Below are 19,565 nucleotides of genomic sequence, written 5' to 3'. Positions count from 1 at the left end.
CCACCCAACCCAAAGCATACCCACCGCACTGCGCGGAGGGCCGGATGGCTGCTGGGGTGCAAGCCCGAGAGGAAAGTCCGGACTCCACAAGACAACGGTGCCGGGTAACGCCCGGGCGGGGCAACCCGACGGAAAGCGCCACAGAAATCAGACCGCCCGCGACTTCGGTCAACGGTAAGGGTGAAACGGTGGGGTAAGAGCCCACCGCGCCGCTGGCAACAGTGGCGGCACGGCAAGCCCCACCGGGAGCAATGCCAAATAGGGTCCCCGCGCGGGATGGTCGGCGTCAGCCGATACCACCGCTAAGCGCGTCTTGGCCGAGAGGGACCGGGTTGGCAGCTTGAGCCGCGCAGCAATGCGCGGCCTAGAGGAATGGTCATCGAAGGGGGCAACCCCGGAACAAGATCCGGCTTATAGGCCCTCCGCGCGTATTCCCTGTCACTTGCCCGGTGGCGCATAGGCGCCGCTTAGTTTCGCGGCTTTCTTGGCAACGCTGACAAAGTCCTTCGCCTTCCATGCGCGTACCGTTTCAACCTTCGAGACTGCGCCCGAGGCCGCAACCGCCATGCCGACGGCCACAGCGTCCGTGCCATCCGGGGCCTCGCTGATGACCACCACGTCATTTTCGCCTGTTGTCATGTAGAAACCCAAAAGCTTGCCGCCGACCTTTTTCAGCAATGCCCGGACAGGCGCTGTACGGTCCACGGGCTTCTTCAACATTCCCTTGACCCCCTCCTGCGAATAGGACGCGTAGGTAATGAAAATAGGCATGTCTACCTCCTGTAAAAAGTTGATGCAGGACCTGTAATCAGGCTGGTCCTTGAGCCTTCTTGCACGTGTCAGCCTGCCGCCCGCGACCAGTCAACGCCGCTCTGAGACCGGGGGCACGCCATGCGGACCCGGCGGAAAAGGACAGGTTGATCGCCTTGCTCGTCAGTGGCGAATTGCGAAAGCAATAACGTCCCGTGCGCCTTTCCCGGTCCAAGTTTTGGCCCATAGGGGCATGCGAAGACTTTTGCGTCGTTGGAGTCCTAGAGTCGAAGACATGCGGCGTCGCCATCCCGTCAGTGTCTTCACCTGTCATGACAACTTCCCCCAAAGTGATCATTTCGATTCTGCTAGCAGAACGTCTTGCCTGGTCGCGGCGCCTCGGGGTTCGAGCCTGATGTCGGCTTCTTTTTTAGGGTATAATCGCGTGAGCATATCACAGAACCGTGAGCCAACCAAACTGGGGCGGACTTCGAGTGCAGGATTTGTGCGCTTTCCGGGCGGAATCCGGTTGACTCAGCCGCGCGACCGGGTAAAAGCGCACGCTCATAGGAATTCAACCGAAAGGCCCCTGCCTTTCCGGACGCAGGAGATAACCATGGCGAAGCCGACGACAATCAAGATCCGTCTGAACTCGACCGCGGGCACGGGCCACTTCTACGTGACCAAGAAAAACGCACGCACCATGACCGAAAAGATGACCGTTCGTAAATACGACCCGGTCGCTCGGAAGCATGTCGAGTACAAGGAAGGCAAGATTAAGTAATCTGCCGTCCAGCTTGGACAGTTTCAAAGGGTCTTGCTTCGGCAGGGCCCTTTTTCTTTGCGGAACATTTTGGCGCGGGGTTTCATGGCGTTTCACGCCGTTGCAACGAAGCATCAGCAGGCAGGGCAATCGGGTCCGCAGTGGGTTGCTTTTTTCGGGGGCTTGCCCATACGCTTCAACAAACCTTTCCAAAATGTTGGCCGTCATGAAAAAAATCCTGTTATCCACAATGACCGTTCTGGCCCTTGCGGCCTGCGAGGATCCCTATAACCGCGAAGGCGTCGGCTTCACGGGGATCGATGGTGAACCCCGCTCGATCTCGGATGTGCCGGGTGCGGCTTCCTTCCTGCCGCCTGCGACGAACGTACCCGCAGAGCTGGCCGTGCTGCCCGCAGTTCCTGTGGTGACCGACCAGACCGATCCACAGAAAGTGGCACGTGTCGCAATCGACAACGGCGGACGCAGCGACACTGACGCGGTGGTTCTGACCGGATCTGACACCAACCTGTTCCTGAGCACGGTCAATGTGAACGGTACTATGTTCGGTGTATTGCGTACCGCGAACAACAGCACCCGCGTGGATAACAAGGTCGGCGCAACATTTGGCCGCGATGCCGAGCAGTTCACCGGCTGCCTGCCAGCGGGTGATGTCTACCGCAAGGGCAATTCCGATCGCAGTTCGGGTTTCGCCGTGGCGCTGAACTGCAGCTGACCGAACAAACATATGCAATGATTGAGGCCCCGCCATCTGGACGGGGCCTTTTTTGTGCGTGCCGGGGCGAGAGTATCACGGGGCGTTTCGGTCGATTTCCCAACTCATCAAAAGAAAAGGGCGGGTCTGCAGAGACCCGCCCTTTGGACATTTATGTCGCTGTAGCCTTATTCGCGGCTGCCAAAGAGCTGCAGCAGGAACATGAACATGTTGATGAAGTCCAGATACAGGCTCAGCGCGCCCATGATAGCGGCTTTACCCAGCCATTCCTGATCGCCCGAGTGAGCCATCTGAAGGTAGGTATTCTTGATGCTCTGCGTGTCATAAGCTGTCAGGCCCGCGAAGATCAGTACACCAATAACCGAGATCGCATACATCATTGCAGGCGACTGCAGGAACCAGTTGACGATCATTGCAACGATCAGGCCGATCAGGCCCATCATCAGGAACGTGCCCATGCCCGACAGGTCTTTCTTGGTGGTGTAACCATAGAGAGACAGGCCCGCGAAGGCGATGGATGTGATCAGGAACACCTGGATGATCGACTGCCCGGTAAAGACCAGGAAAATCCAGCTGATCGACACGCCCATAACGGCCGCGAACACATAGAATACCGTCTGTGCCGCTGCTGCGGACAGGCGGTTGATACCGGCGCTGAAGCCGAACACAAAGGCCAGCGGGGCAAACATGATGACCCACTTGAGGGGCGAGGCGAACAGCGTTGCACCGAACTGTGTCAGATACGTGCTTGCGCTGATCTGGTATTCTGTCGGGACGGACGAAACCGCCAGGCCGGCAATTGCCCAGGCCGCTGCAAAAGTAATCAGCATTCCAACGGACATCGTGCCGTAGACTTTGTTCATGTGGGCGCGCAGGCCCTCGTCAATCTGGGCAGCGCGCGCGCCGGTCGCCGTCCGGATCGTGTCAAATTGTGCCATTAAAGGGTCTCCCTTCACATCATTCTTGTCGTGGTCCGAAAATCAGACCCCGTTCCTCGCAAATATCGGCAACTGCGGGTCACGTTTCAAGGGTTTAGCGCCGGAATCCGGCTAAAACACGAAACAAAAATGGCGACCTGCGGGTGCGGGTCGCCATTCATCGGGAAAAGGGGAGTGTCAGAATCATTTTTGCCAGAATTCCGGAGCATCCCAGATGGGGCGGGCGGCCTCGCCCTCGGCCTGTTCACGCGTGATTCCGATGTCTTCCAACGCCCGGGCGTCCAGCCGTGCTAGAGTGCGTCGCTGGCGGTGCAGGGAAAGCGCGTCCCACAGCAGGGTCAGGCCAAAGCGGCGGCGGGGTGGGCAGTGTCTGTTAATCGCAATTTGGGTCATAATTTTTGTCCTTTCTTGGTTTCTCGATGGGTTTCTGCTGTCTCATCAAGTTCCTTGATTTATATGGCGCGATAAGGCACATTTTGAAAATGAATGTTTATGAAGTAACACATAAGGATTCGTGAACATGCGAAATCTGGACATTACAACCTTGCGTTCTTTTGTGGCGGTGGCCGATCAGGGTGGCGTGACGCGCGCCGCCGGATTCCTGCACCTGACGCAATCTGCCGTTTCGATGCAGCTGAAGCGATTAGAGGAGCTGCTGGGTCTTGAACTGCTGGACCGCAGCGGCCGCACCATCGCGCTGACCGCGTCCGGTGAACAACTGCTGGCTTATGCCCGCCGTATGATTGCTCTGAATGATGAGGTGATCTCGAAACTCACCGATCAGGCGTTCGAGGGTGAGGTGGTGCTGGGCGTGCCACATGACATTGTGTACCCAGCGATTCCCCGGGTATTGCAGCGGTTCAATGCGGATTTCCCACGGGTGCGGGTGCAGTTGGTGTCTTCCTACTCGCTGCAACTGAAAGACATGCTCAAGCGCGGCGAATGCGACCTGATCCTGACGACCGAAGCAAACAGGGCCGATGGCGCGGAGACCGTCGCGGAACTGCCGCTGCGCTGGATTGGTGCGCCCGGCGGGTCGGCTTGGCGCAAGCGACCGATTCCCATTGCAGTCGGTCGTCGTTGCATGTTCCGGCCGCAGATGATCGCGGCGCTGGATGAGGCGGGCCTTCCGTGGGAGCTGTCGGTGGAAACCGAAAACGACCGCACCATCGAGGCTACCGTGTCTGCCGACCTGGCGATTCACGCCATGCTGGATGGCACCGAGGCCGCGCATCTGGTTCAGATCGATGACGGCGGTGTGCTGCCCGATCTGCCCGCGCATATGATCAACCTGTACGGTGGGGAGCCCGGTCGTGGCCCCGTGGTCGAGGCGCTGGCCGACCTCGTCCGGCAGAATTTCCGTATGCTCGGCAGCAGCCCCCTAAAGGCCGTTGTCGGCTAGGGTGTGATCACGACCTTGCCGGTCGCCGTACGGTCTCGCAGCAGTTGCAGGCCTTTTTCGGCGTCCGACAAGGGCAGGACGTGGCTGATATGGGGCTTGATTTTCCCCTCGGCGTGCCAGCGAAACAGAGTTTTAAAGCTGTTCTGCACGATCTGAGGCCGGAAGGTCAGGTACCCTCCGATGTAGAATCCGATCACTGTCAGGTTCTTGACCAGCAGGTGATTGGCAGGAATCTGTGGAACCTCTCCGCCCGCAAAACCTATGGGGAGCAGGCGCCCTTCGGGGTTGGTGGCGCGGAAGGCGGCTTTGAACACATCGCCGCCGATTGCGTCATACACGACATCCGCGCCGCCAAGTTCCTTGACGCGCGTGCGCAGATCCTCGGATGCGTCGATCAGGTGGTCCGCCCCGGCGGCTTGCGCAACGGCCAGCTTGTCCGCGCCGCGGGCCTGAGCGATCACGGTTGCGCCCATAAGCTTGCCGATCTCGACCGCCGTCAGGCCGACACCGCCCGCCGCGCCCGTGACCAGCAGGGTCTCGCCGGGTTGCAGGCGGGCGCGGTGATCCAATGCAATGTGGCTGGTGCCATGGGCGATCTGGATGGCCGCCGCGTCCTCGAAACTCATCGAATCGGGTAGGAGGATCGCGCGGTCCGCGTCGAACACCCCGAACTCCGCCAGGCCGCCCTGACCGGAGTAGACCGCGATCCGGTCACCTGGTTGCAAGTGTGACACGCCCAGCCCCGTCGCATCGACTACACCGGCGATTTCCATTCCCTGCGTGTAAGGGGCGGGCGGCGTATCCTGATATGTACCTTTCTGCATCAGAAGGTCGGCAAAGTTCAGGCCGCAGGCCTTGATCGCGACACGTACCTGACCTTTCAGAGGCTGAGGAATGTCTATATCGCAAAGCTGAGCGGTAGCGCCTTTGGATGGAATTCTATAGGCCAGCATGAGTGTGCTCCTGTGGTTTGGGGCATAGGTTCGTGCTGCTTGGGGTTTGTCAATCTCTTACCCGGCAAGTGGGTGTGGCAACCGCGTCAGTCTTACCTAACGGCAGGGACGTGTGCGAGGCTTGCGTGGCACAACTTTAAATCTCTGCGCTGTGAAACGGATTCAACCTTCTTGAAAAAATACCTGAAAAGCGCAATATTGTCTGAGGTGCTGATTTGGGGGCATGTTCCTGATTAGGAAGTGGTTAAGGGCGGCTCGCTAGTGTTGCGTTAAAAAGGCATGTCGCGCACTCAGATCGGTTGTGTGTGTAGTTTAGAGGAGAATACCAATGACCCATCACGTCGATGTCCATGTGGGCAAGCGCGTCCGGCATCGCCGCTGGCTGATTGGCATGACCCAGCAGCAGTTGGCGCAGCAAGTTGGTATTAAGTTTCAACAGATTCAGAAATACGAGACAGGTGCCAACCGCATCAGCGCTTCCCGTCTGTGGGACATCGCCGAGGCATTGGATGTGCCTGTCAGCTTTTTCTTTGAAGGTCTGGAAGAGGCCGAAAAGGAAACAACCGGCAAGAAATCGGTTCCGGCTGATCTGATGGGGGACAAGGAAGCTCTGGACTTGGTGCGTTCCTACTATGCGATCCCTGAAAACCAACGCCGCCGCTTGTTTGAGCTCGCACGTGTGCTGAGCGACGTCGCCTGAGCGAACGGGGTTGACTCTGGCACGCGCGGGCCGCACGGGTAGCGTATGCAAGAGATCATTCTAAGCGATCTGGAAGTTGCCGAAGAAATGGCCGACGCTGCGCGCGTGGCCATTCTTCCATTTTTCAGACAATCCAATCTTGAAACCGACAACAAGTTGGACGAGGGCTTCGACCCGGTAACCGTTGCTGATCGGAACGCCGAACAGGCCATGCGCGCGGTGCTGGCCAAACACCGGCCCGATGACGGTATTTTTGGCGAAGAGTTCGGCCAGGATGAGGGCACCAGCGGCCGGACATGGGTGTTGGACCCGATTGACGGCACCCGCGGTTTCATCAGCGGCACGCCCACCTGGGGTGTATTGATCGCGCTAAGCACACATGACGGCCCGATCATGGGCGTCATCGACCAGCCTTATATCGGTGAGCGTTTCGTGGGATCAGCCGACATCGCGCAAGTAACCGGCCCAACCGGTACGACATCCCTGAAGACCCGCCCGACGTCAGATCTAAACCAAGCGATTCTGTTCACCACTTTCCCAGAGGTCGGGACCCCCGACGAACGCGCCGGGTTCGAGGCCGTGGCACAGCATGTGCGGCTGACGCGATATGGCATGGATTGTTATGCCTATGCTCTGCTGGCTGCGGGGCAGGTCGATCTGGTGATCGAGGCTGGCCTCAACGCCTATGACATTCAGGCGCCGATCGCGGTGATCGAAGCTGCGGGCGGAGTTGTCACTGACTGGCAGGGCGGTCCCGCGCATGAAGGTGGCCGCGTTTTGGCGGCCGCGAACGCTGATCTACACGCAGCAGCGCTGGAGCTTTTGCGCAAGCACTGAAAAAGATTGCCGGGTCTGAACCGGTCGGGTAGGGTTTGCCCGGCTGGTTCTTGTACCCGTTTTCCGCCAGCCGACGCTCCTCTTGCACGAAACGGGTGTATCGCAAGGAGGGCGGAATGACCGAAACCCTGATCAAGAACGCAGATACCATCCTGACAATGGACGACACGCGCCGTGAACTCTCTGGCGCGGATATCCTGATCCGAGGCGGGCAGATCGAACAGATTGGCCACGGCCTGCAGACCACCGGCGAGGTTCACGATGCCGCGGGGTGCGTTGTGACGCCGGGCTTGGTGAACACCCATCACCATCTTTTTCAGACCCTGACGCGCGCGGTGCCCGGCGGGCAGGATGCGCTGTTGTTTGGCTGGCTGAAGGCGCTCTATCCCATCTGGTCCCGCTTTGGGCCGGAAGAGATGTTCGTCTCTGCCCAGATCGGTCTGGCCGAACTGGCTCTGTCCGGTTGCACGCTCAGTTCTGACCACCTGTATCTGTACCCGAACGGCGCGCGGCTGGATGACACGATTGCGGCGGCGGCTGAGATCGGCCTGCGCTTTCATCCCACACGCGGTGCCATGAGCATTGGCGAAAGTGACGGCGGCCTGCCGCCGGATTCGCTGGTCGAAGGCGAGGCCGCGATCCTCGACGACATGATCCGGGTCGTTGATGCGTTTCACAACCCCTCCGAGGGCGCAATGTGCCGCGTCGGGCTGGCACCGTGTTCTCCGTTCTCGGTCAGCCGCGACCTGATGCGTGATGCGGCAATTCTGGCGCGCGATAAGGGGGTGATGCTGCACACCCACCTGGCGGAAAACGACGAAGACATCGCCTATTCGCAGGCGCAGTTCGGCTGTCGCCCGGGGCAATATGCCGAGGATCTGGGCTGGACCGGTTCGGATGTTTGGCACGCCCATTGCGTTAAGCTGGACGGGGCCGAGATCGATCTGTTCGCCAGAACCCAGACCGGTGTCGCACATTGTCCTTGTTCCAATTGCCGTTTGGGGTCAGGTATCGCACCGGTGCGTGCTATGCGCGACCACGGCGTTCCTGTTGGTTTGGGGGTCGATGGGTCGGCCAGCAACGACAGCAGCAACCTGATCCTCGAGGCGCGACAGGCCATGCTATTGCAGCGCGTCGCGAAAGGTGCGGATGCGATGTCGTCCCGTGAAGCGCTGGAGATTGCCACGCGCGGCGGTGCTGATGTTCTGAACCGGCCCGACTGTGGACGGCTGGAAGCAGGCAAGCGCGCCGATATTGCCGTTTGGGACACGCGCGGGATTGAAAGCGCCGGCAGTTGGGACCCGGCGGCGTTGCTTTTGTCTGGGCCGATGAATGTGAAGCATCTGTTCGTGGAAGGGCGCCAGATTGTGCGCCACGGACAGATTGCAACGATAGACCTGCCAAGGATCATCGAGCGCCAGAATGATCTGGCGCAGGCCTTGCAACACTAGGCTGAGTATCGTCGCTTTCACAAGGTTGGGTGCGGTGGCTGTTTAGCTACAGCAGCAAGAAAAGACGCCCAGTAGTGAGGCTTTTGGGGCGGTCGGATTTTTGAGAAAACGGCGCTTTTGTGGTATCTTTCCACCATTTTAGAAGGAGTGGTTAGATGAAATTTAAAGCAATTTCTGTTGGCACTGCCGTCCTGATCGTTCTGAATTCAGCGTTCGCCTGGGCTGACCCCAAACCGCAGGGCGCGAAGCCCGCCGACCCCAATGTGATTGCGCAGCTATATGGGGGCAAGACGCAAATCTGGAAAGGATGCGAGGGCGGAATTTACTTTGGTTCCGGCTGGCAGGCGAGCGCATGGTGCAAAAAGTACAGCGACAACGTGGCCAACGGTACGTGGAAAGTGGACCGCAAGGCCCGCGTTTGCCGTGAATTGGTCTGGTACTGGCCAAAAGGCGATTCCGTCGACTCCGAGCCGGATGAGCTGGGCTGTATCGAGCATGTTGTCGCTCCGGATGGTCAAATCTGGCGCAAATGGCCGGACGACAAGGAATGGTGGCGGGCAACCGGGGACAGCACCCTAGTGAAGGGTGACAAATTCAAATCGAAGAAAAGAAAGAATATCCGCAAGCTGGGTCTATAGGCTTACTTTCTCTTTCGACTTATCGGGGAAATCAGGCAGCCGTCATCTGGCTGCCCGATAGTTCGGACAAAAGGCCTTGAGCGCCTCGTCTCCGGTTCGCGCTCAAAACTAGGCGATGCCCGTTTTACCGTGCGACGGGCTCTCCGCCGATCCAAACGGCCGAGATTGCCCGGTCGTCGCCCATCATGATGGTGGGGAAGATGGCCTCCCACAGGTCGTCGGCGCAGGCCTCGCGCTGGGCGATGGCCGGGGTCGAGGCGAGGTCGAGGACGACCAGATCGGCCTCCATCCCCGGTGCAACGTTGCCGGCACAATCGTCCATACGCAATGTGCGCGCCGACCCGACGGTGCCCAGCCACAGCAGCTGTGCGGGGTGTAACGGTGCGCCCCGCAGTTGCCCGATTTCATAGGCAGCAGCCATCGTGCGCAGCATCGAAAAGCTGGACCCGCCGCCGGTATCTGTCGCCAGCCCGACCCGGTGACCGTCACGCATCAGCCCGGTCATGTCGAACAGACCCGAGCCAATGAACGTATTCGAGGTCGGGCAGTGGATCAGCGCCGCGTCCACCTCGCGCAGCCGGTCACGCTCGCGCGATTCCAGGTGGATGACATGGCCGTAGACACCGTGCGCGCCCAGCAGGCCGAACTTCTCATAGGTATCCAGATAGTCGCGCGCCTCGGGGAACAGCTCGCGGACCCACGCGATTTCGTCGGTCTGCTCGCTCAGATGGGTTTGCATCAAACAATGCGGGTGTTCGGCCCAGAGCGCGCCCATCGCCTCAAGCTGTTCGGGCGTAGAGGTGGGGGAAAAACGTGGGGTGATGGCATAAGACAACCGGTCGACACCGTGCCATTTCTCCAGCAAGGCTGCTGACTGGTCATAGGCCGTCTGCGCCGTGTCCTGCAGCCCCGTGGGCGCGTTTCGGTCCATGCAGGTTTTGCCGGCGACGACGCGCTGATTGCGCTGTTGTGCGGCGGTGAAGAAGGCATCGACGCTTTCGGGGTGGATGGTGCAGAAACTGCACATGGTCGTCGTGCCGTGCGCCGCGGTTAAGTCGAGATAGCGGTTGGCAATTTCGGACGCATAGGCGGGGTCGCCGAACTTCATCTCTTCGGGAAAGGTATAGGTGTTCAGCCAGTCGATAAGGCGCTTGCCCCAACTGGCGATCATGGCGGTCTGCGGATAGTGCACATGGGCGTCCACGAACCCGGCCATGATGACGTGCTGGCCGTAGTCGATCAGGTCTGCGTTCGGATGGGCGGCGCGCAGGCTGTCGGCATCCGCCACAGCGGAAATGCGGCCGTCTTCGACCAGAACCGCCTCGCTGATTTTGACAGCCTCGGTCGGCTCACCTTCGAACGGGGAACCGGTGAAGCTCAGAACACGTCCTTTCAGCAGCGTTTTTTGCGCCATTTTCCTTCATCTCCGCCTGTATGGGACTGCGAAACAGCATAGGTGGGTGAAACTTGTCGGTAAATCGCCGCATTGTCATTGTTTTCCGGTAGCAGCTTCTTCTAATTAGGGGCCAATGACCGAATGATACGGGGGCAGACATGACGACAGGCTTTGATGAACCCGTAAACGAGTCCACCAGTGACGACGATGTCTATGCGCTGGATCGCAAGACCGTCGCGGCCATTCTGTACGCGGTTGATGTAGACGACCGCGACAAGCTGGTTGAGTTGATGGAACCGCTGCACCCGGCCGACATCGCCGACCTTCTGGAACAGATCAACCCGTATGATCGTGCCCGCCTGATCCGTCTGTATGACAAGGAGTTCGACGGCGACATCCTCTCGGAACTCGATGAGGCGGTGCGCGAGGAGATCATTGGTATACTGAAGCCCGACGTTCTGGCCGACGCCGTGCGCGAGATGGAAAGCGACGACGTTGTCGACTTGCTGGAAGACCTTGAAGAGCCGCAGCAGGAGGCGATCCTTGACGCGTTGGAAGATTCCGAACGGGTTGCGGCTGAACAGGCGCTGTCCTACCCGGAAAACTCGGCCGGTCGTCTCATGCAGCGCGAGGTGGTCATGGCGCCCGAGCATTGGGCGGTAGGGCAGGCCATCGACTTCATGCGCGCAAATGACGATCTACCGGAACAGTTCTATCACGTGGTGTTGGTCGATCCGCGGCTGAAACCCGTGGCGCAGGTCACGCTGGGCAAGCTGATGGCAACCCGGCGCGACGTGCCGCTGCATGACATCGCCGAAGAGGAATTCCACTCCATCCCCGTCGATCAGGACGAAGAGGATGTGGCCTATGCCTTCAACCAGTACCACCTGATCTCGGCCCCCGTTGTGGATGCGGATGGGCGGTTGGTCGGTGTGATTACCATCGACGACGCGATGGTCGTTCTGGATGAAGAACACGAAGAAGATATTCTGCGTCTTGCAGGTGTGAGCGACGAAAGCTCGATTTCGGACAGTGTAGCCGCGACTAGTCGGCGGCGTCTGCCGTGGCTGGCCGTGAACCTTTGCACTGCGATCTGTGCCTCGCTGGTGATCTCACAGTTCGAGGCGGCAATTGATCAATTGGTGGCGCTGGCGATTCTGATGCCGATCGTAGCGTCGATGGGCGGCAATGCCGGGACGCAGTCGCTGACGGTTGCGGTGCGGGCGCTAGCAACGCGCGACCTGACCAACGCCAACGTCATGCGGGTGATCCGGCGGGAGTTGCTGGTGGGGATGCTGAACGGTCTGTGTTTTGCCATCGTGCTGGGCACCGTTGGGATGATGTGGTTTGATTCTCCGATGCTGGGTGTCGTGATCGGATCGGCCTTGGTCGTGAATATGATCATCGCAGGCTTTGCAGGTACGGTAGTACCGGTGGTGCTGGACCGTATGGGTGTTGACCCTGCGCTGGCGTCGGGGACTTTCGTGACGACCACAACGGATGTCATGGGGTTCTTCATCTTTCTTGGGCTTGCCAGCGTGGTGCTACTGTGACCGATCTGACCGACATTAAGGCTGCCGCACGCAAGGCGGCTTTTGCGCGCCGCAAGGCTGCGTTTGACACCCGTTTGCCCGGAGCCGCCGGGCGTTTATCCGAGGTTCTGGCCGGGCACCGGGGCGTGCCGATTTCAGGCTACATGCCGATCCGCACCGAGATTGATCCGCTGGCTGCGATGGCCGAGGCCTCTGCCTATGGCCCGGTCGGCGTGCCGGTTATTCAGGCCGCCGGACAACCGCTGAAATTTTCCCGCTGGACGCCAGAGGGCGCACTGAAAGACGGCCCCTTCGGTGCCAAGGTGCCCGAGTTTGATGATTATTTCGACCCCGAGATCCTGGTTGTTCCGCTGGTCGCATTTGATGCGCAGGGCGGTCGGTTGGGCTATGGCGGCGGCTTTTATGACCGCACGCTGCAAGGGTTGCGCGCCAAACGCCCGACGCTGGCCATCGGTTTTGCCTTTGACGCGCAAGAGGCCGAAGGGCTGCCGCTGGAGCCCACCGATCAGCCGCTGGATATGGTGATCACCGAAAGCCGGGTGCTGACCTTTTCGGCCTGATCGCCTCAGATCGGGCTGTTTTCGCGGAAATATTCCCAGGCATCGACTTCGCGCCCGTCCGGCAAAATGCAGATACCCGATTGCCCGTTGTCGCCATCGCGAATTTCGTATTTTGCACCACTTTCCACGCAGAACGTGGCAGCGGGGTTTGCCAGTTGCGTCGATGAATCTGACGTGGGCACCTCATCACAAGCGGTGAGTGCGATCAGGCCAAGAGCGGCAATAAGAGGGCGAGGCATCAAGAATCTCCTGTTGAAAGGGCTTTGGCAGTTTATGCAGGCAGCTTAACCACTTGTGCTTGGCCATTACCACACTTAGGACAGGTTGGATGAGGATACTTTTTCTGGGTGACGTCATGGGCCGCGCTGGACGCACGGCCGTACAACAACATCTGCCGCGTCTGCGTGACGAATGGCGGCTGGATTTTGTTGTTATCAATGGCGAGAACGCCTCGAACGGGATGGGCCTGACCGGGGATCACGCCAAGCTGCTGCTGGACGCCGGTGCCGATTGCCTGACGCTGGGCGATCACGCGTTTGATCAGAAAGACATGCTGCAATTCATTGAAAAAGAGTCGCGCATCGTACGCCCGGTGAACTTTGCCAAAGGCGCGCCGGGGCGGGGGCATCGCTTGTTCAACGCACCCGGAGGCCGCAAAGTGCTGGTGGTGCAGGTGCTAGGGCAGGTGTTCATGAAACGGCCCTTTGACGATCCGTTCTCGGCGATTGAACCGATCCTCAAGTCCCACCCGCGCGGGGGGCAGGCAAACGCCATCATCGTTGACATGCATTGCGAGGCGACGTCCGAGAAGATGGCGATGGGCCATTACTGCGACAAACGCGCCAGCCTTGTGGTGGGGACGCATACCCATGTGCCCACGGCAGACGCGCAGATCCTGCCGGGTGGCACAGCTTACCTGACCGATGCTGGGATGTGCGGGGACTATGACTCGGTGATCGGCATGGACAAGGTCGAACCGATGCGCCGCTTCATCACCGGGATGCCCAAGGCGCGGTTTACCCCTGCGAATGGCGAGGCAACGCTGAGCGGTGTGTTCGTCGAGACCGATGACCGCGACGGGCAGGCAAAATCTGTGCAGATGGTCCGCGTTGGCGGGCGCTTGCACCAGGCTGGTCCGCAGTAAGGCTTGCTCTGCCGCGCGCAATGCGGGAAACTGCCCGGCGGGCGCGCAAGCCAGGCCAAGGTTCGGACACAAAACCAAGAATGCAATTCCTTCAACTGACAGAAACGGGCAGTGCGATCGTGGCGCTGATGGTCGTTGCGGGCATGTTCGTCATGTTCCTGCGCGAGGTTTACCCGACCGAGGTGGTCGCCATCGGTGGCGTCGCCATCATGCTGGTGACCGGCATTCTGCCGTATCAGAGCGCGCTGGCGGTGCTGTCCAACCCTGCGCCCTGGACGATTGCGGCGATGTTCATCATCATGGGGGCCTTGGTGCGAACCGGGGCGCTGGATGCGTTTACCTCGACCGCGCAAAAGCAGGCGCAGGTGAATCCGCGCTTTGCCATTGGTCTGTTGATGGCGTTCGTCGTGTTGGCCTCGGCCGTGGTGTCGAACACGCCGGTTGTGGTCGTGATGATCCCGGTCTTTGTGCAGATCGCGCGCACGCTGAACGTTCCGGCCTCGAAACTGCTGATCCCGCTAAGTTACGCTGCAATTTTGGGCGGTACGCTGACCCTGATCGGGACCTCGACCAACCTGCTGGTCGATGGTGTGGCCCGGGCACAGGGGATGAAGGCGTTCTCGATCCTCGAGGTCACGCCGCTGGGCATCGCGCTGGTGATCTATGGCATGGTCTACCTGCGTTTCATTGCGCCTCGCCTGCTGCCGGACCGCGACAGCATGGCCTCGCTGCTGTCCGACCGGTCAAAGATGAAGTTCTTTACCGAGGCCGTCATTCCCCCCGAAAGCAACCTGATCGGGCGCGAAGTGACAGGGGTGCAGCTGTTCAAACGCCCCGGCGTGCGTCTGATCGACGTGATCCGGGGCGACGAGTCGCTGCGGCGCAACCTGAAAGGGGTTGAGCTGAAACTCGGTGACCGCGTGGTTCTGCGTACTGAAATGACCGAGTTGCTGAGCCTGCAAAGCAACAAGGAACTCAAGCGCGTCGATCAGGTTTCGGCGGTTGAAACTAAAACGGTCGAAGTGCTGATCACTCCCGGTTGCCGCATGGTGGGCCGAACGCTTGGCACGCTGCGTCTGCGCCGTCGGTATGGTGTCTATGTGCTGGCGGTGCATCGGCGGAACCAGAATATCGGGCGTCAACTGGATGATCTGGTTGTCCGTGTTGGTGATACGCTGCTGCTGGAAGGGTCCCCTGCAGATATCCAGAAGCTGGCGTCTGACATGGATATGGTTGACGTCACCCAGCCTTCGGCCCGTGCGTTCCGGCGCAGCCATGCGCCGATCGCCATTGGTGCGCTGGTCGGCATCGTCGTACTGGCCGCGTTGGGCGTGGCGCCGATCCTGCTGCTGTCGGTTCTGGCGGTCGCGGTGGTGCTGCTGACCCGCTGCATCGACGCGGATGAGGCATTTTCCTTTGTCGAGGGCCGCCTGTTGGCGCTGATCTTTTCCATGCTGGCCATCGGTGCGGCGCTGGACAAATCCGGGGCCGTTTCGCTGATTGTTGAGGCGATCGCTCCGGGCCTAAGTGTACTGCCACCGTTCCTGATCATCTGGGCCGTCTACCTGCTGACTTCGGTGCTGACTGAACTGGTGTCGAACAATGCCGTGGCCGTGGTGGTGACTCCGATTGCCATCGGTTTGGCGCAGGCGGTCGGGATCGACCCGCGCCCGCTGGTGGTGGCGGTGATGGTGGCGGCCTCGGCCTCGTTCGCGACGCCGATCGGGTATCAGACCAACATGATGGTTTACGGCCCCGGCGGCTACAGGTTCACCGACTTCCTGAAAGTTGGCGTGCCGTTGAACCTTACGGTCGGATTGCTGGCCTCTTTGCTGATCCCGTTTATCTGGCCCCTTTAAGGTCGGCGCGGAACCGCCGGTTTTTAGGGGCTTAGCTTGTAATCTCTGATCCCGCCCCAATCTTTCTCTGCAAAGCGTTTGAAGAGAAAGGACAGGATTATGCCTTTTCCAAAGATTGGTCAGGCCATTGTGGCCAGTGCGGTTGTTTTGGGGTTATTGGGTAGTCACAGCATGGCCCAATCCACAAATGAACCGGTGAGTCTTGAGAATACCAAGTGGTCCGCTATCGGGTTGAACGGTGGCGTTCTGGATATGGAAAAACGTCCCGAAATTGCGTTTGAGGCCGGTGGGGCCTTTGGCGGCAGCGGAGGCTGCAACCGCTTTAAAGGGCAGGTCGAGATGTCGGGTGCACAGATCGACTTTCCGGACAATATCGCGGCAACCCTGATGGCCTGTCCGCCCGAACAGGAACAGGTTGAGCGCCAGTTTTTGGACGCGCTGCAAAACGTGACTGCTTATGCTGTGGCAGGGGACAATCTGGTCATGCTGGACAGCTCGGGTGAACCGGTGCTGAAATTTGTGCGTATGCCATAAGGCCGGGCGGTCAAGCCACCGCCCGCGACCGCCCGGCATTGCGGCCCGAAAAGATGCAGCCGCCGAGAAACGAGCCCTCCAGCGCGTTGTAACCGTGATAGCCGCCGCCACCGAACCCGGCGACCTCTCCGGCGGCGAACAGGCCGGAAACGACCTGACCATCTGCGCCGATCATCTGGCTGTCGAGATTGGTTTGCAGCCCGCCCAGCGTCTTGCGTGTCAGCACGTGCAGCTTCACCGCGATTAGCGGGCCATTGGCCGGATCAAGGAACTTGTGCGGCTTGGCGGTGCGGATCAGCTTATCCCCCCGATAATTTCGCGCGGCCAGAATGGCCGCCATCTGCGCGTCCTTGGTAAAGGGGTTGTCGACCTGGCTGTCCCGCGCCTCGATCTGGGCGCGCAGGTGGGATTCGTCGATCAGGCCGCCGCCCAATTGGTTCATGCCGCTGACCAACTCGGTCAGCGTATTGGCGACGATGAAATCCTCTCCGTGTTCCTTGAACGCCTCAACCGGCGCGGTGGCTTTTGATCCGGTCAGGACGCGTTGAAACAACACCTCGCGCCAACCGCCATCGGTCATGTCAGGGTTTTGTTCGGAACCCGACAGGGCAAATTCCTTCTTGATCACTTTCTGAGTTAGCACGAACCAGCTGTATTCGTGGCCGGTTTTCAGGATTTCCTTCAGCGTGCCCAGCGTGTCGAACCCTGGCATACAGGGCGGTTTCAGCCGATTGCCCCGCGCGTCGAACCACATTGAGCTGGGGCCGGGCAGGATACGGATGCCATGCGACGGCCAGATCGGGTTCCAGTTGCGGACGCCTTCGGTGTAATGCCACATCCGATCGCCGTTGATCACGTGGCCACCGGCCTTTTCGCTGATCCCGATCATGCGGCCATCCACGTGAAAGGGCACACCCGCAACCATGTCCTTTGGTGGCTCGCCCAATCGGTCGCGGGGCCAGTTTTCGCGCACCATCTCGAAATTGCCTCCAATCCCGCCCGATGTGACGATGACCGAAGGTGCATAGACCTCGAATTCCCCCACCTCGTCGCGGTTGGTCTTCGCGCCATGAGGGGCCGTGTCATCGGCCAGAACCTCGCCCGACACCCCCTTGGTGCCGCCGTTCTGCATGATGATGTGGCTGACTTGATGACGGAATTTCAGCTCAATCAGCCCGGCGCTGACATGGTCCTGCACGCGGCGGATGAAGTGTTTCAGAACGCCCGGCCCGGTGCCCCATGTAATGTGAAACCGCGGAACCGAGTTGCCGTGACCATCTGCATAAGATCCGCCACGCTCGGCCCAACCGACGATGGGGAACCAGCGCAGGCCCATCTCGTATAGCCACGGTCGCATTTCTCCGGCGGCGAATTCGACATAGGCCTCGGCCCATTTGCGCGGCCAGGCGTCTTCTTCGCGGTCGAACTGTGCGCTGCCCATCCAGTCGCGTAAAGCCAGATCGTGGCTGTCTTTGATTCCCATCCGCCGCTGCTCCGGAGTATCGACCATGAACAGACCGCCAAGGCTCCAGAAGGCTTGCCCACCCAGAAAATGCGCGGGCTCCTGATCCAGCACGATCACCTTCTTGCCACGATCCCCCAGCTCGGCTGCGGCAGCCAGCCCAGCCAATCCAGCCCCCACGACGATGGCATCAGCAGTGTTGTTGGTCATGTCTTGTCCTTTCAGCGGCTGCGGAGCCAGGCGATATAGGGAAGGGCTACGACATACATCATTATCCCGTAAACGGCCGAGGGCAGGGCCAGCGGACTAAACCCGCTATCCGTTCCCGTGATCAGCGCCGCCAGCGTAATCCCAAGTGTCGAGTTCTGGATGCCGGTTTCGATTGAGACCGTCTTACACTCATTCCACGACAGTTTCGCGGCACGCGCCAACCCCAGCCCGATGGCCAGCAGAGCGATGTTCAAGGTGACCAACCCGGCCCCTATGATCCCGAGATTGTCGATGAACAGCTGCCAGTTCCCGGCGAGTGCTGCGAGGACGATCAGGACAAAAAGAGCAGTCGCCAGTTTGGACAGCGGCGCGTCGATCCGTTCCGCAATGTTGGGCGCGAAATGGCGCAGGCTGACGCCGATGGCCACGGGTAGGGTGGTGATCAGGAACAGGGCGATCGCCAGACCGGTGATCGAGACCTCGGGGGCGTCCTCACCCATGAAGTGAGTGATCGACCAGGCCGCCAGAATGGGAACGGTCAGCATGGAGAGCAAGCTTATGACCGCAGTCAGGCTGACCGACAGGGCGACATCCCCCTTGGCCAGTTTCGACAGGATGTTGCTGGTCACGCCGCCAGGGCAAAAACTGAGCAGCATGAAGCCCACCGCGATCTCGGGCGGCAGGGCGAACAGCTTGACGGTCACGAAGGCCGCGATAGGCAGCAGCACCACCTGGCTTAGTGCACCAATGGCGAAGGGGTAGCCCCGTGTCAGTACGCGCCGAAAATCAGCGACATGCAGCCCGACGCCCAGAGACAGCATGATCACGGCCAGCGACAACGGCAGGCCGACATTGATAAGCAGATCCAAGAACAACTCCTCCCAAAGCCGGTCGGACCAGCCTATGCGAGGGGCGAAGATTCAGGCAACCGCGCCGTTGGGTCACATATAGCGCTGAGTGAATCGGCGCAGGATTTCGCCGGGTTGCGTGACATCGGCGGCGTGGCAGATATCGATCAGGCGCTGGGCGTCTTCGGGCGGGAAATAGCCGTGGTGCTTGTAGATATTGATGCGCTCTTCAAAATCGCGCGCGTTGGCCTCGGGGTGGAATTGCGTGGCATAGACGTTTTGGCCCCAGCGGATCATCTGGAACGGGCAAGGGTCCGAGGCCACAAGGTGAACGCATCCGTCGGGCAGGGTCTGCACAGCCTCTTTATGGCCGACGAAAGCGTCGAACGTCTGATCCAGCCCGGCGGTCAACGGATCGCGCGCGCCGTCTTCGGTCAGGTGACAGGTCGAGGGGCCGACGGGTTCTCCGTACTGGTCCTTGCTGACATCTCCATCCAGATGCGCGGCCAGGATGCCGAGGCCGTAGCAGCAGCCCATGAACGGATGGTCATAAGCAGTGATCTGCGGCATCAGGCCCATGATGGCGGCCTCAATCCGCGCATCCATTGGGGATTTCGTGGCCGGATCGTCACTGACGCAGCCGGGGCCGCCGCCGACGATCACTCCGGCGTAATCTGTGACGTTCAGCCCCTCGGGCAGGTCCTCGCAGTCCAAGCGGATGCGGTGGGTCTGGTCCGGCGACAGGCCGGTCTTGTCCAGGATCGAGGCGTATTCGGCGTCCGACGCCTCGGTTTCGGGGCGCAGTTGCAGGATCAGAAATCGTTTCATGCGGTG

At 60.1% G+C, this 19,565-nt stretch carries 21 protein-coding genes and 1 other RNA gene; 13 read left to right on the top strand and 9 right to left on the bottom strand.

The window, feature by feature from the left end; genetic code table 11:
- Positions 1 to 32: 32 nt before the first annotated feature.
- An RNA gene (rnpB, locus tag ACR0KW_RS04850) (RNase P RNA component class A) lies at positions 33 to 430 on the top strand.
- A gap of 8 nt (positions 431 to 438) precedes the next feature.
- On the opposite strand, the gene ACR0KW_RS04845 is transcribed toward rnpB, so the two are convergent.
- Entirely contained in the window at positions 439 to 771 is a 333-nt protein-coding gene (locus ACR0KW_RS04845; RefSeq protein ID WP_170325834.1) for a GYD domain-containing protein, read from the bottom strand.
- 595 nt (positions 772 to 1,366) lie between these two features.
- Here ACR0KW_RS04845 and rpmG point away from each other — a divergent pair.
- Together rpmG and ACR0KW_RS04835 are read left to right on the top strand one after the other, a co-directional pair.
- Positions 1,367 to 1,534, top strand: a complete 168-nt coding sequence (gene rpmG, locus ACR0KW_RS04840) for a 50S ribosomal protein L33 (RefSeq protein WP_005630270.1) — start codon at positions 1,367 to 1,369, stop codon at positions 1,532 to 1,534.
- 205 nt (positions 1,535 to 1,739) lie between these two features.
- A complete protein-coding gene (locus ACR0KW_RS04835) occupies positions 1,740 to 2,246 on the top strand; it encodes a hypothetical protein (protein WP_480803980.1) in 507 nt (168 codons plus the stop codon).
- A 167-nt stretch (positions 2,247 to 2,413) separates the two neighbouring features.
- Here the strand turns inward: ACR0KW_RS04835 and ACR0KW_RS04830 are convergent, their stop codons facing one another.
- On the bottom strand, positions 2,414 to 3,184 hold the full coding sequence (locus tag ACR0KW_RS04830) for a Bax inhibitor-1/YccA family protein (RefSeq protein WP_480803979.1): 771 nt from the start codon (positions 3,182 to 3,184) through the stop codon (positions 2,414 to 2,416).
- 183 nt (positions 3,185 to 3,367) lie between these two features.
- Positions 3,368 to 3,577 carry a DUF1127 domain-containing protein gene (locus ACR0KW_RS04825; RefSeq protein ID WP_480803978.1) on the bottom strand — a complete coding sequence of 70 codons (210 nt, stop codon included), beginning with the start codon at positions 3,575 to 3,577 and terminating at the stop codon, positions 3,368 to 3,370.
- A 127-nt stretch (positions 3,578 to 3,704) separates the two neighbouring features.
- Between ACR0KW_RS04825 and ACR0KW_RS04820 the strand changes: the two genes are divergently transcribed.
- Positions 3,705 to 4,586 carry a LysR family transcriptional regulator gene (locus ACR0KW_RS04820; protein ID WP_480803977.1) on the top strand — a complete coding sequence of 294 codons (882 nt, stop codon included), beginning with the start codon at positions 3,705 to 3,707 and terminating at the stop codon, positions 4,584 to 4,586.
- Here ACR0KW_RS04820 and ACR0KW_RS04815 read toward each other — a convergent pair.
- Entirely contained in the window at positions 4,583 to 5,539 is a 957-nt protein-coding gene (locus ACR0KW_RS04815; RefSeq protein WP_480803976.1) for an NADPH:quinone oxidoreductase family protein, read from the bottom strand. The two genes, ACR0KW_RS04820 and ACR0KW_RS04815, sit on opposite strands and share 4 nt — an antisense overlap.
- Positions 5,540 to 5,867: 328 nt before the next feature.
- Here ACR0KW_RS04815 and ACR0KW_RS04810 point away from each other — a divergent pair, with 328 nt between their 5' ends.
- The 4 genes from ACR0KW_RS04810 to ACR0KW_RS04795 all read left to right on the top strand — a co-directional run bounded on the left by ACR0KW_RS04810 (position 5,868) and on the right by ACR0KW_RS04795 (position 9,165).
- The gene (locus ACR0KW_RS04810; protein WP_170490074.1) at positions 5,868 to 6,239 is read left to right on the top strand and encodes a helix-turn-helix domain-containing protein; all 372 of its coding nucleotides are present in this window, start codon (positions 5,868 to 5,870) and stop codon (positions 6,237 to 6,239) included.
- A 45-nt stretch (positions 6,240 to 6,284) separates the two neighbouring features.
- Entirely contained in the window at positions 6,285 to 7,076 is a 792-nt protein-coding gene (gene hisN, locus ACR0KW_RS04805) for a histidinol-phosphatase (RefSeq protein ID WP_480803975.1), read from the top strand.
- Positions 7,077 to 7,192: 116 nt separating this feature from the next.
- On the top strand, positions 7,193 to 8,527 hold the full coding sequence (locus ACR0KW_RS04800) for an 8-oxoguanine deaminase (protein WP_480803974.1): 1,335 nt from the start codon (positions 7,193 to 7,195) through the stop codon (positions 8,525 to 8,527).
- A 155-nt stretch (positions 8,528 to 8,682) separates the two neighbouring features.
- Complete coding sequence (locus ACR0KW_RS04795) at positions 8,683 to 9,165, top strand: DUF995 domain-containing protein (RefSeq protein WP_480803973.1); 483 nt, start codon at positions 8,683 to 8,685, stop codon at positions 9,163 to 9,165.
- 124 nt (positions 9,166 to 9,289) lie between these two features.
- Here the strand turns inward: ACR0KW_RS04795 and guaD are convergent, their stop codons facing one another.
- Positions 9,290 to 10,579: a guanine deaminase gene (guaD, locus tag ACR0KW_RS04790; protein WP_480803972.1), complete on the bottom strand. Its 1,290-nt coding sequence runs from the start codon at positions 10,577 to 10,579 to the stop codon at positions 9,290 to 9,292.
- A 140-nt stretch (positions 10,580 to 10,719) separates the two neighbouring features.
- On the opposite strand from guaD, the gene mgtE reads away from it, so the two are divergent.
- Together mgtE and ACR0KW_RS04780 are read left to right on the top strand one after the other, a co-directional pair.
- Positions 10,720 to 12,114 (top strand): magnesium transporter, encoded by a 1,395-nt coding sequence (gene mgtE, locus ACR0KW_RS04785; protein ID WP_480803971.1) that lies wholly within the window; start codon positions 10,720 to 10,722, stop codon positions 12,112 to 12,114.
- Positions 12,111 to 12,674, top strand: a complete 564-nt coding sequence (locus ACR0KW_RS04780; protein ID WP_480803970.1) for a 5-formyltetrahydrofolate cyclo-ligase — start codon at positions 12,111 to 12,113, stop codon at positions 12,672 to 12,674. The genes mgtE and ACR0KW_RS04780 overlap by 4 nt, the downstream gene beginning before the upstream one ends.
- Positions 12,675 to 12,679: 5 nt before the next feature.
- Here ACR0KW_RS04780 and ACR0KW_RS04775 read toward each other — a convergent pair whose 3' ends face one another.
- Positions 12,680 to 12,913, bottom strand: coding sequence for a putative hemolysin (locus tag ACR0KW_RS04775; protein ID WP_480803969.1), 234 nt, complete (start codon positions 12,911 to 12,913; stop codon positions 12,680 to 12,682).
- 89 nt (positions 12,914 to 13,002) lie between these two features.
- Between ACR0KW_RS04775 and ACR0KW_RS04770 the strand changes: the two genes are divergently transcribed.
- The 3 genes from ACR0KW_RS04770 to ACR0KW_RS04760 all read left to right on the top strand — a co-directional run bounded on the left by ACR0KW_RS04770 (position 13,003) and on the right by ACR0KW_RS04760 (position 16,211).
- Positions 13,003 to 13,818: a TIGR00282 family metallophosphoesterase gene (locus tag ACR0KW_RS04770; protein WP_480803968.1), complete on the top strand. Its 816-nt coding sequence runs from the start codon at positions 13,003 to 13,005 to the stop codon at positions 13,816 to 13,818.
- 80 nt (positions 13,819 to 13,898) lie between these two features.
- Positions 13,899 to 15,677: an SLC13 family permease gene (locus tag ACR0KW_RS04765; RefSeq protein ID WP_480803967.1), complete on the top strand. Its 1,779-nt coding sequence runs from the start codon at positions 13,899 to 13,901 to the stop codon at positions 15,675 to 15,677.
- A gap of 99 nt (positions 15,678 to 15,776) precedes the next feature.
- The gene (locus ACR0KW_RS04760; RefSeq protein ID WP_480803966.1) at positions 15,777 to 16,211 is read left to right on the top strand and encodes an META domain-containing protein; all 435 of its coding nucleotides are present in this window, start codon (positions 15,777 to 15,779) and stop codon (positions 16,209 to 16,211) included.
- A 10-nt stretch (positions 16,212 to 16,221) separates the two neighbouring features.
- Here the strand turns inward: ACR0KW_RS04760 and ACR0KW_RS04755 are convergent, their stop codons facing one another.
- The 3 genes from ACR0KW_RS04755 to ACR0KW_RS04745 form a co-directional block, all read right to left on the bottom strand.
- The gene (locus tag ACR0KW_RS04755) at positions 16,222 to 17,883 is read right to left on the bottom strand and encodes an FAD-binding dehydrogenase (RefSeq protein ID WP_480803965.1); all 1,662 of its coding nucleotides are present in this window, start codon (positions 17,881 to 17,883) and stop codon (positions 16,222 to 16,224) included.
- An 11-nt stretch (positions 17,884 to 17,894) separates the two neighbouring features.
- Positions 17,895 to 18,752 carry a bile acid:sodium symporter family protein gene (locus ACR0KW_RS04750; protein ID WP_480803964.1) on the bottom strand — a complete coding sequence of 286 codons (858 nt, stop codon included), beginning with the start codon at positions 18,750 to 18,752 and terminating at the stop codon, positions 17,895 to 17,897.
- 72 nt (positions 18,753 to 18,824) lie between these two features.
- Positions 18,825 to 19,559: a glutamine amidotransferase gene (locus ACR0KW_RS04745; RefSeq protein WP_480803963.1), complete on the bottom strand. Its 735-nt coding sequence runs from the start codon at positions 19,557 to 19,559 to the stop codon at positions 18,825 to 18,827.
- Positions 19,560 to 19,565: the final 6 nt, after the last annotated feature.

This window comes from Ruegeria sp. CG11 (assembly GCF_056537245.1).
This window is presented reverse-complemented; position numbering and strand designations above follow the sequence as displayed.

Excerpts from the sequence above, each read along its gene's own strand:
- ACR0KW_RS04760 (WP_480803966.1), top strand. The coding sequence starts at position 15,777 with ATGCCTTTTCCAAAGATTGGTCAGGCCATTGTGGCCAGTGCGGTTGTT.
- rpmG (WP_005630270.1), top strand. The coding sequence starts at position 1,367 with ATGGCGAAGCCGACGACAATCAAGATCCGTCTGAACTCGACCGCGGGC.
- hisN (WP_480803975.1), top strand. The coding sequence starts at position 6,285 with ATGCAAGAGATCATTCTAAGCGATCTGGAAGTTGCCGAAGAAATGGCC.
- ACR0KW_RS04775 (WP_480803969.1), bottom strand. The coding sequence starts at position 12,913 with ATGCCTCGCCCTCTTATTGCCGCTCTTGGCCTGATCGCACTCACCGCT.
- ACR0KW_RS04770 (WP_480803968.1), top strand. The coding sequence starts at position 13,003 with ATGAGGATACTTTTTCTGGGTGACGTCATGGGCCGCGCTGGACGCACG.
- ACR0KW_RS04830 (WP_480803979.1), bottom strand. The coding sequence starts at position 3,184 with ATGGCACAATTTGACACGATCCGGACGGCGACCGGCGCGCGCGCTGCC.
- mgtE (WP_480803971.1), top strand. The coding sequence starts at position 10,720 with ATGACGACAGGCTTTGATGAACCCGTAAACGAGTCCACCAGTGACGAC.
- guaD (WP_480803972.1), bottom strand. The coding sequence starts at position 10,579 with ATGGCGCAAAAAACGCTGCTGAAAGGACGTGTTCTGAGCTTCACCGGT.
- ACR0KW_RS04810 (WP_170490074.1), top strand. The coding sequence starts at position 5,868 with ATGACCCATCACGTCGATGTCCATGTGGGCAAGCGCGTCCGGCATCGC.
- ACR0KW_RS04765 (WP_480803967.1), top strand. The coding sequence starts at position 13,899 with ATGCAATTCCTTCAACTGACAGAAACGGGCAGTGCGATCGTGGCGCTG.
- ACR0KW_RS04800 (WP_480803974.1), top strand. The coding sequence starts at position 7,193 with ATGACCGAAACCCTGATCAAGAACGCAGATACCATCCTGACAATGGAC.
- ACR0KW_RS04755 (WP_480803965.1), bottom strand. The coding sequence starts at position 17,883 with ATGACCAACAACACTGCTGATGCCATCGTCGTGGGGGCTGGATTGGCT.
- ACR0KW_RS04835 (WP_480803980.1), top strand. The coding sequence starts at position 1,740 with ATGAAAAAAATCCTGTTATCCACAATGACCGTTCTGGCCCTTGCGGCC.
- ACR0KW_RS04820 (WP_480803977.1), top strand. The coding sequence starts at position 3,705 with ATGCGAAATCTGGACATTACAACCTTGCGTTCTTTTGTGGCGGTGGCC.
- ACR0KW_RS04845 (WP_170325834.1), bottom strand. The coding sequence starts at position 771 with ATGCCTATTTTCATTACCTACGCGTCCTATTCGCAGGAGGGGGTCAAG.
- ACR0KW_RS04825 (WP_480803978.1), bottom strand. The coding sequence starts at position 3,577 with ATGACCCAAATTGCGATTAACAGACACTGCCCACCCCGCCGCCGCTTT.
- ACR0KW_RS04745 (WP_480803963.1), bottom strand. The coding sequence starts at position 19,559 with ATGAAACGATTTCTGATCCTGCAACTGCGCCCCGAAACCGAGGCGTCG.
- ACR0KW_RS04795 (WP_480803973.1), top strand. The coding sequence starts at position 8,683 with ATGAAATTTAAAGCAATTTCTGTTGGCACTGCCGTCCTGATCGTTCTG.
- ACR0KW_RS04815 (WP_480803976.1), bottom strand. The coding sequence starts at position 5,539 with ATGCTGGCCTATAGAATTCCATCCAAAGGCGCTACCGCTCAGCTTTGC.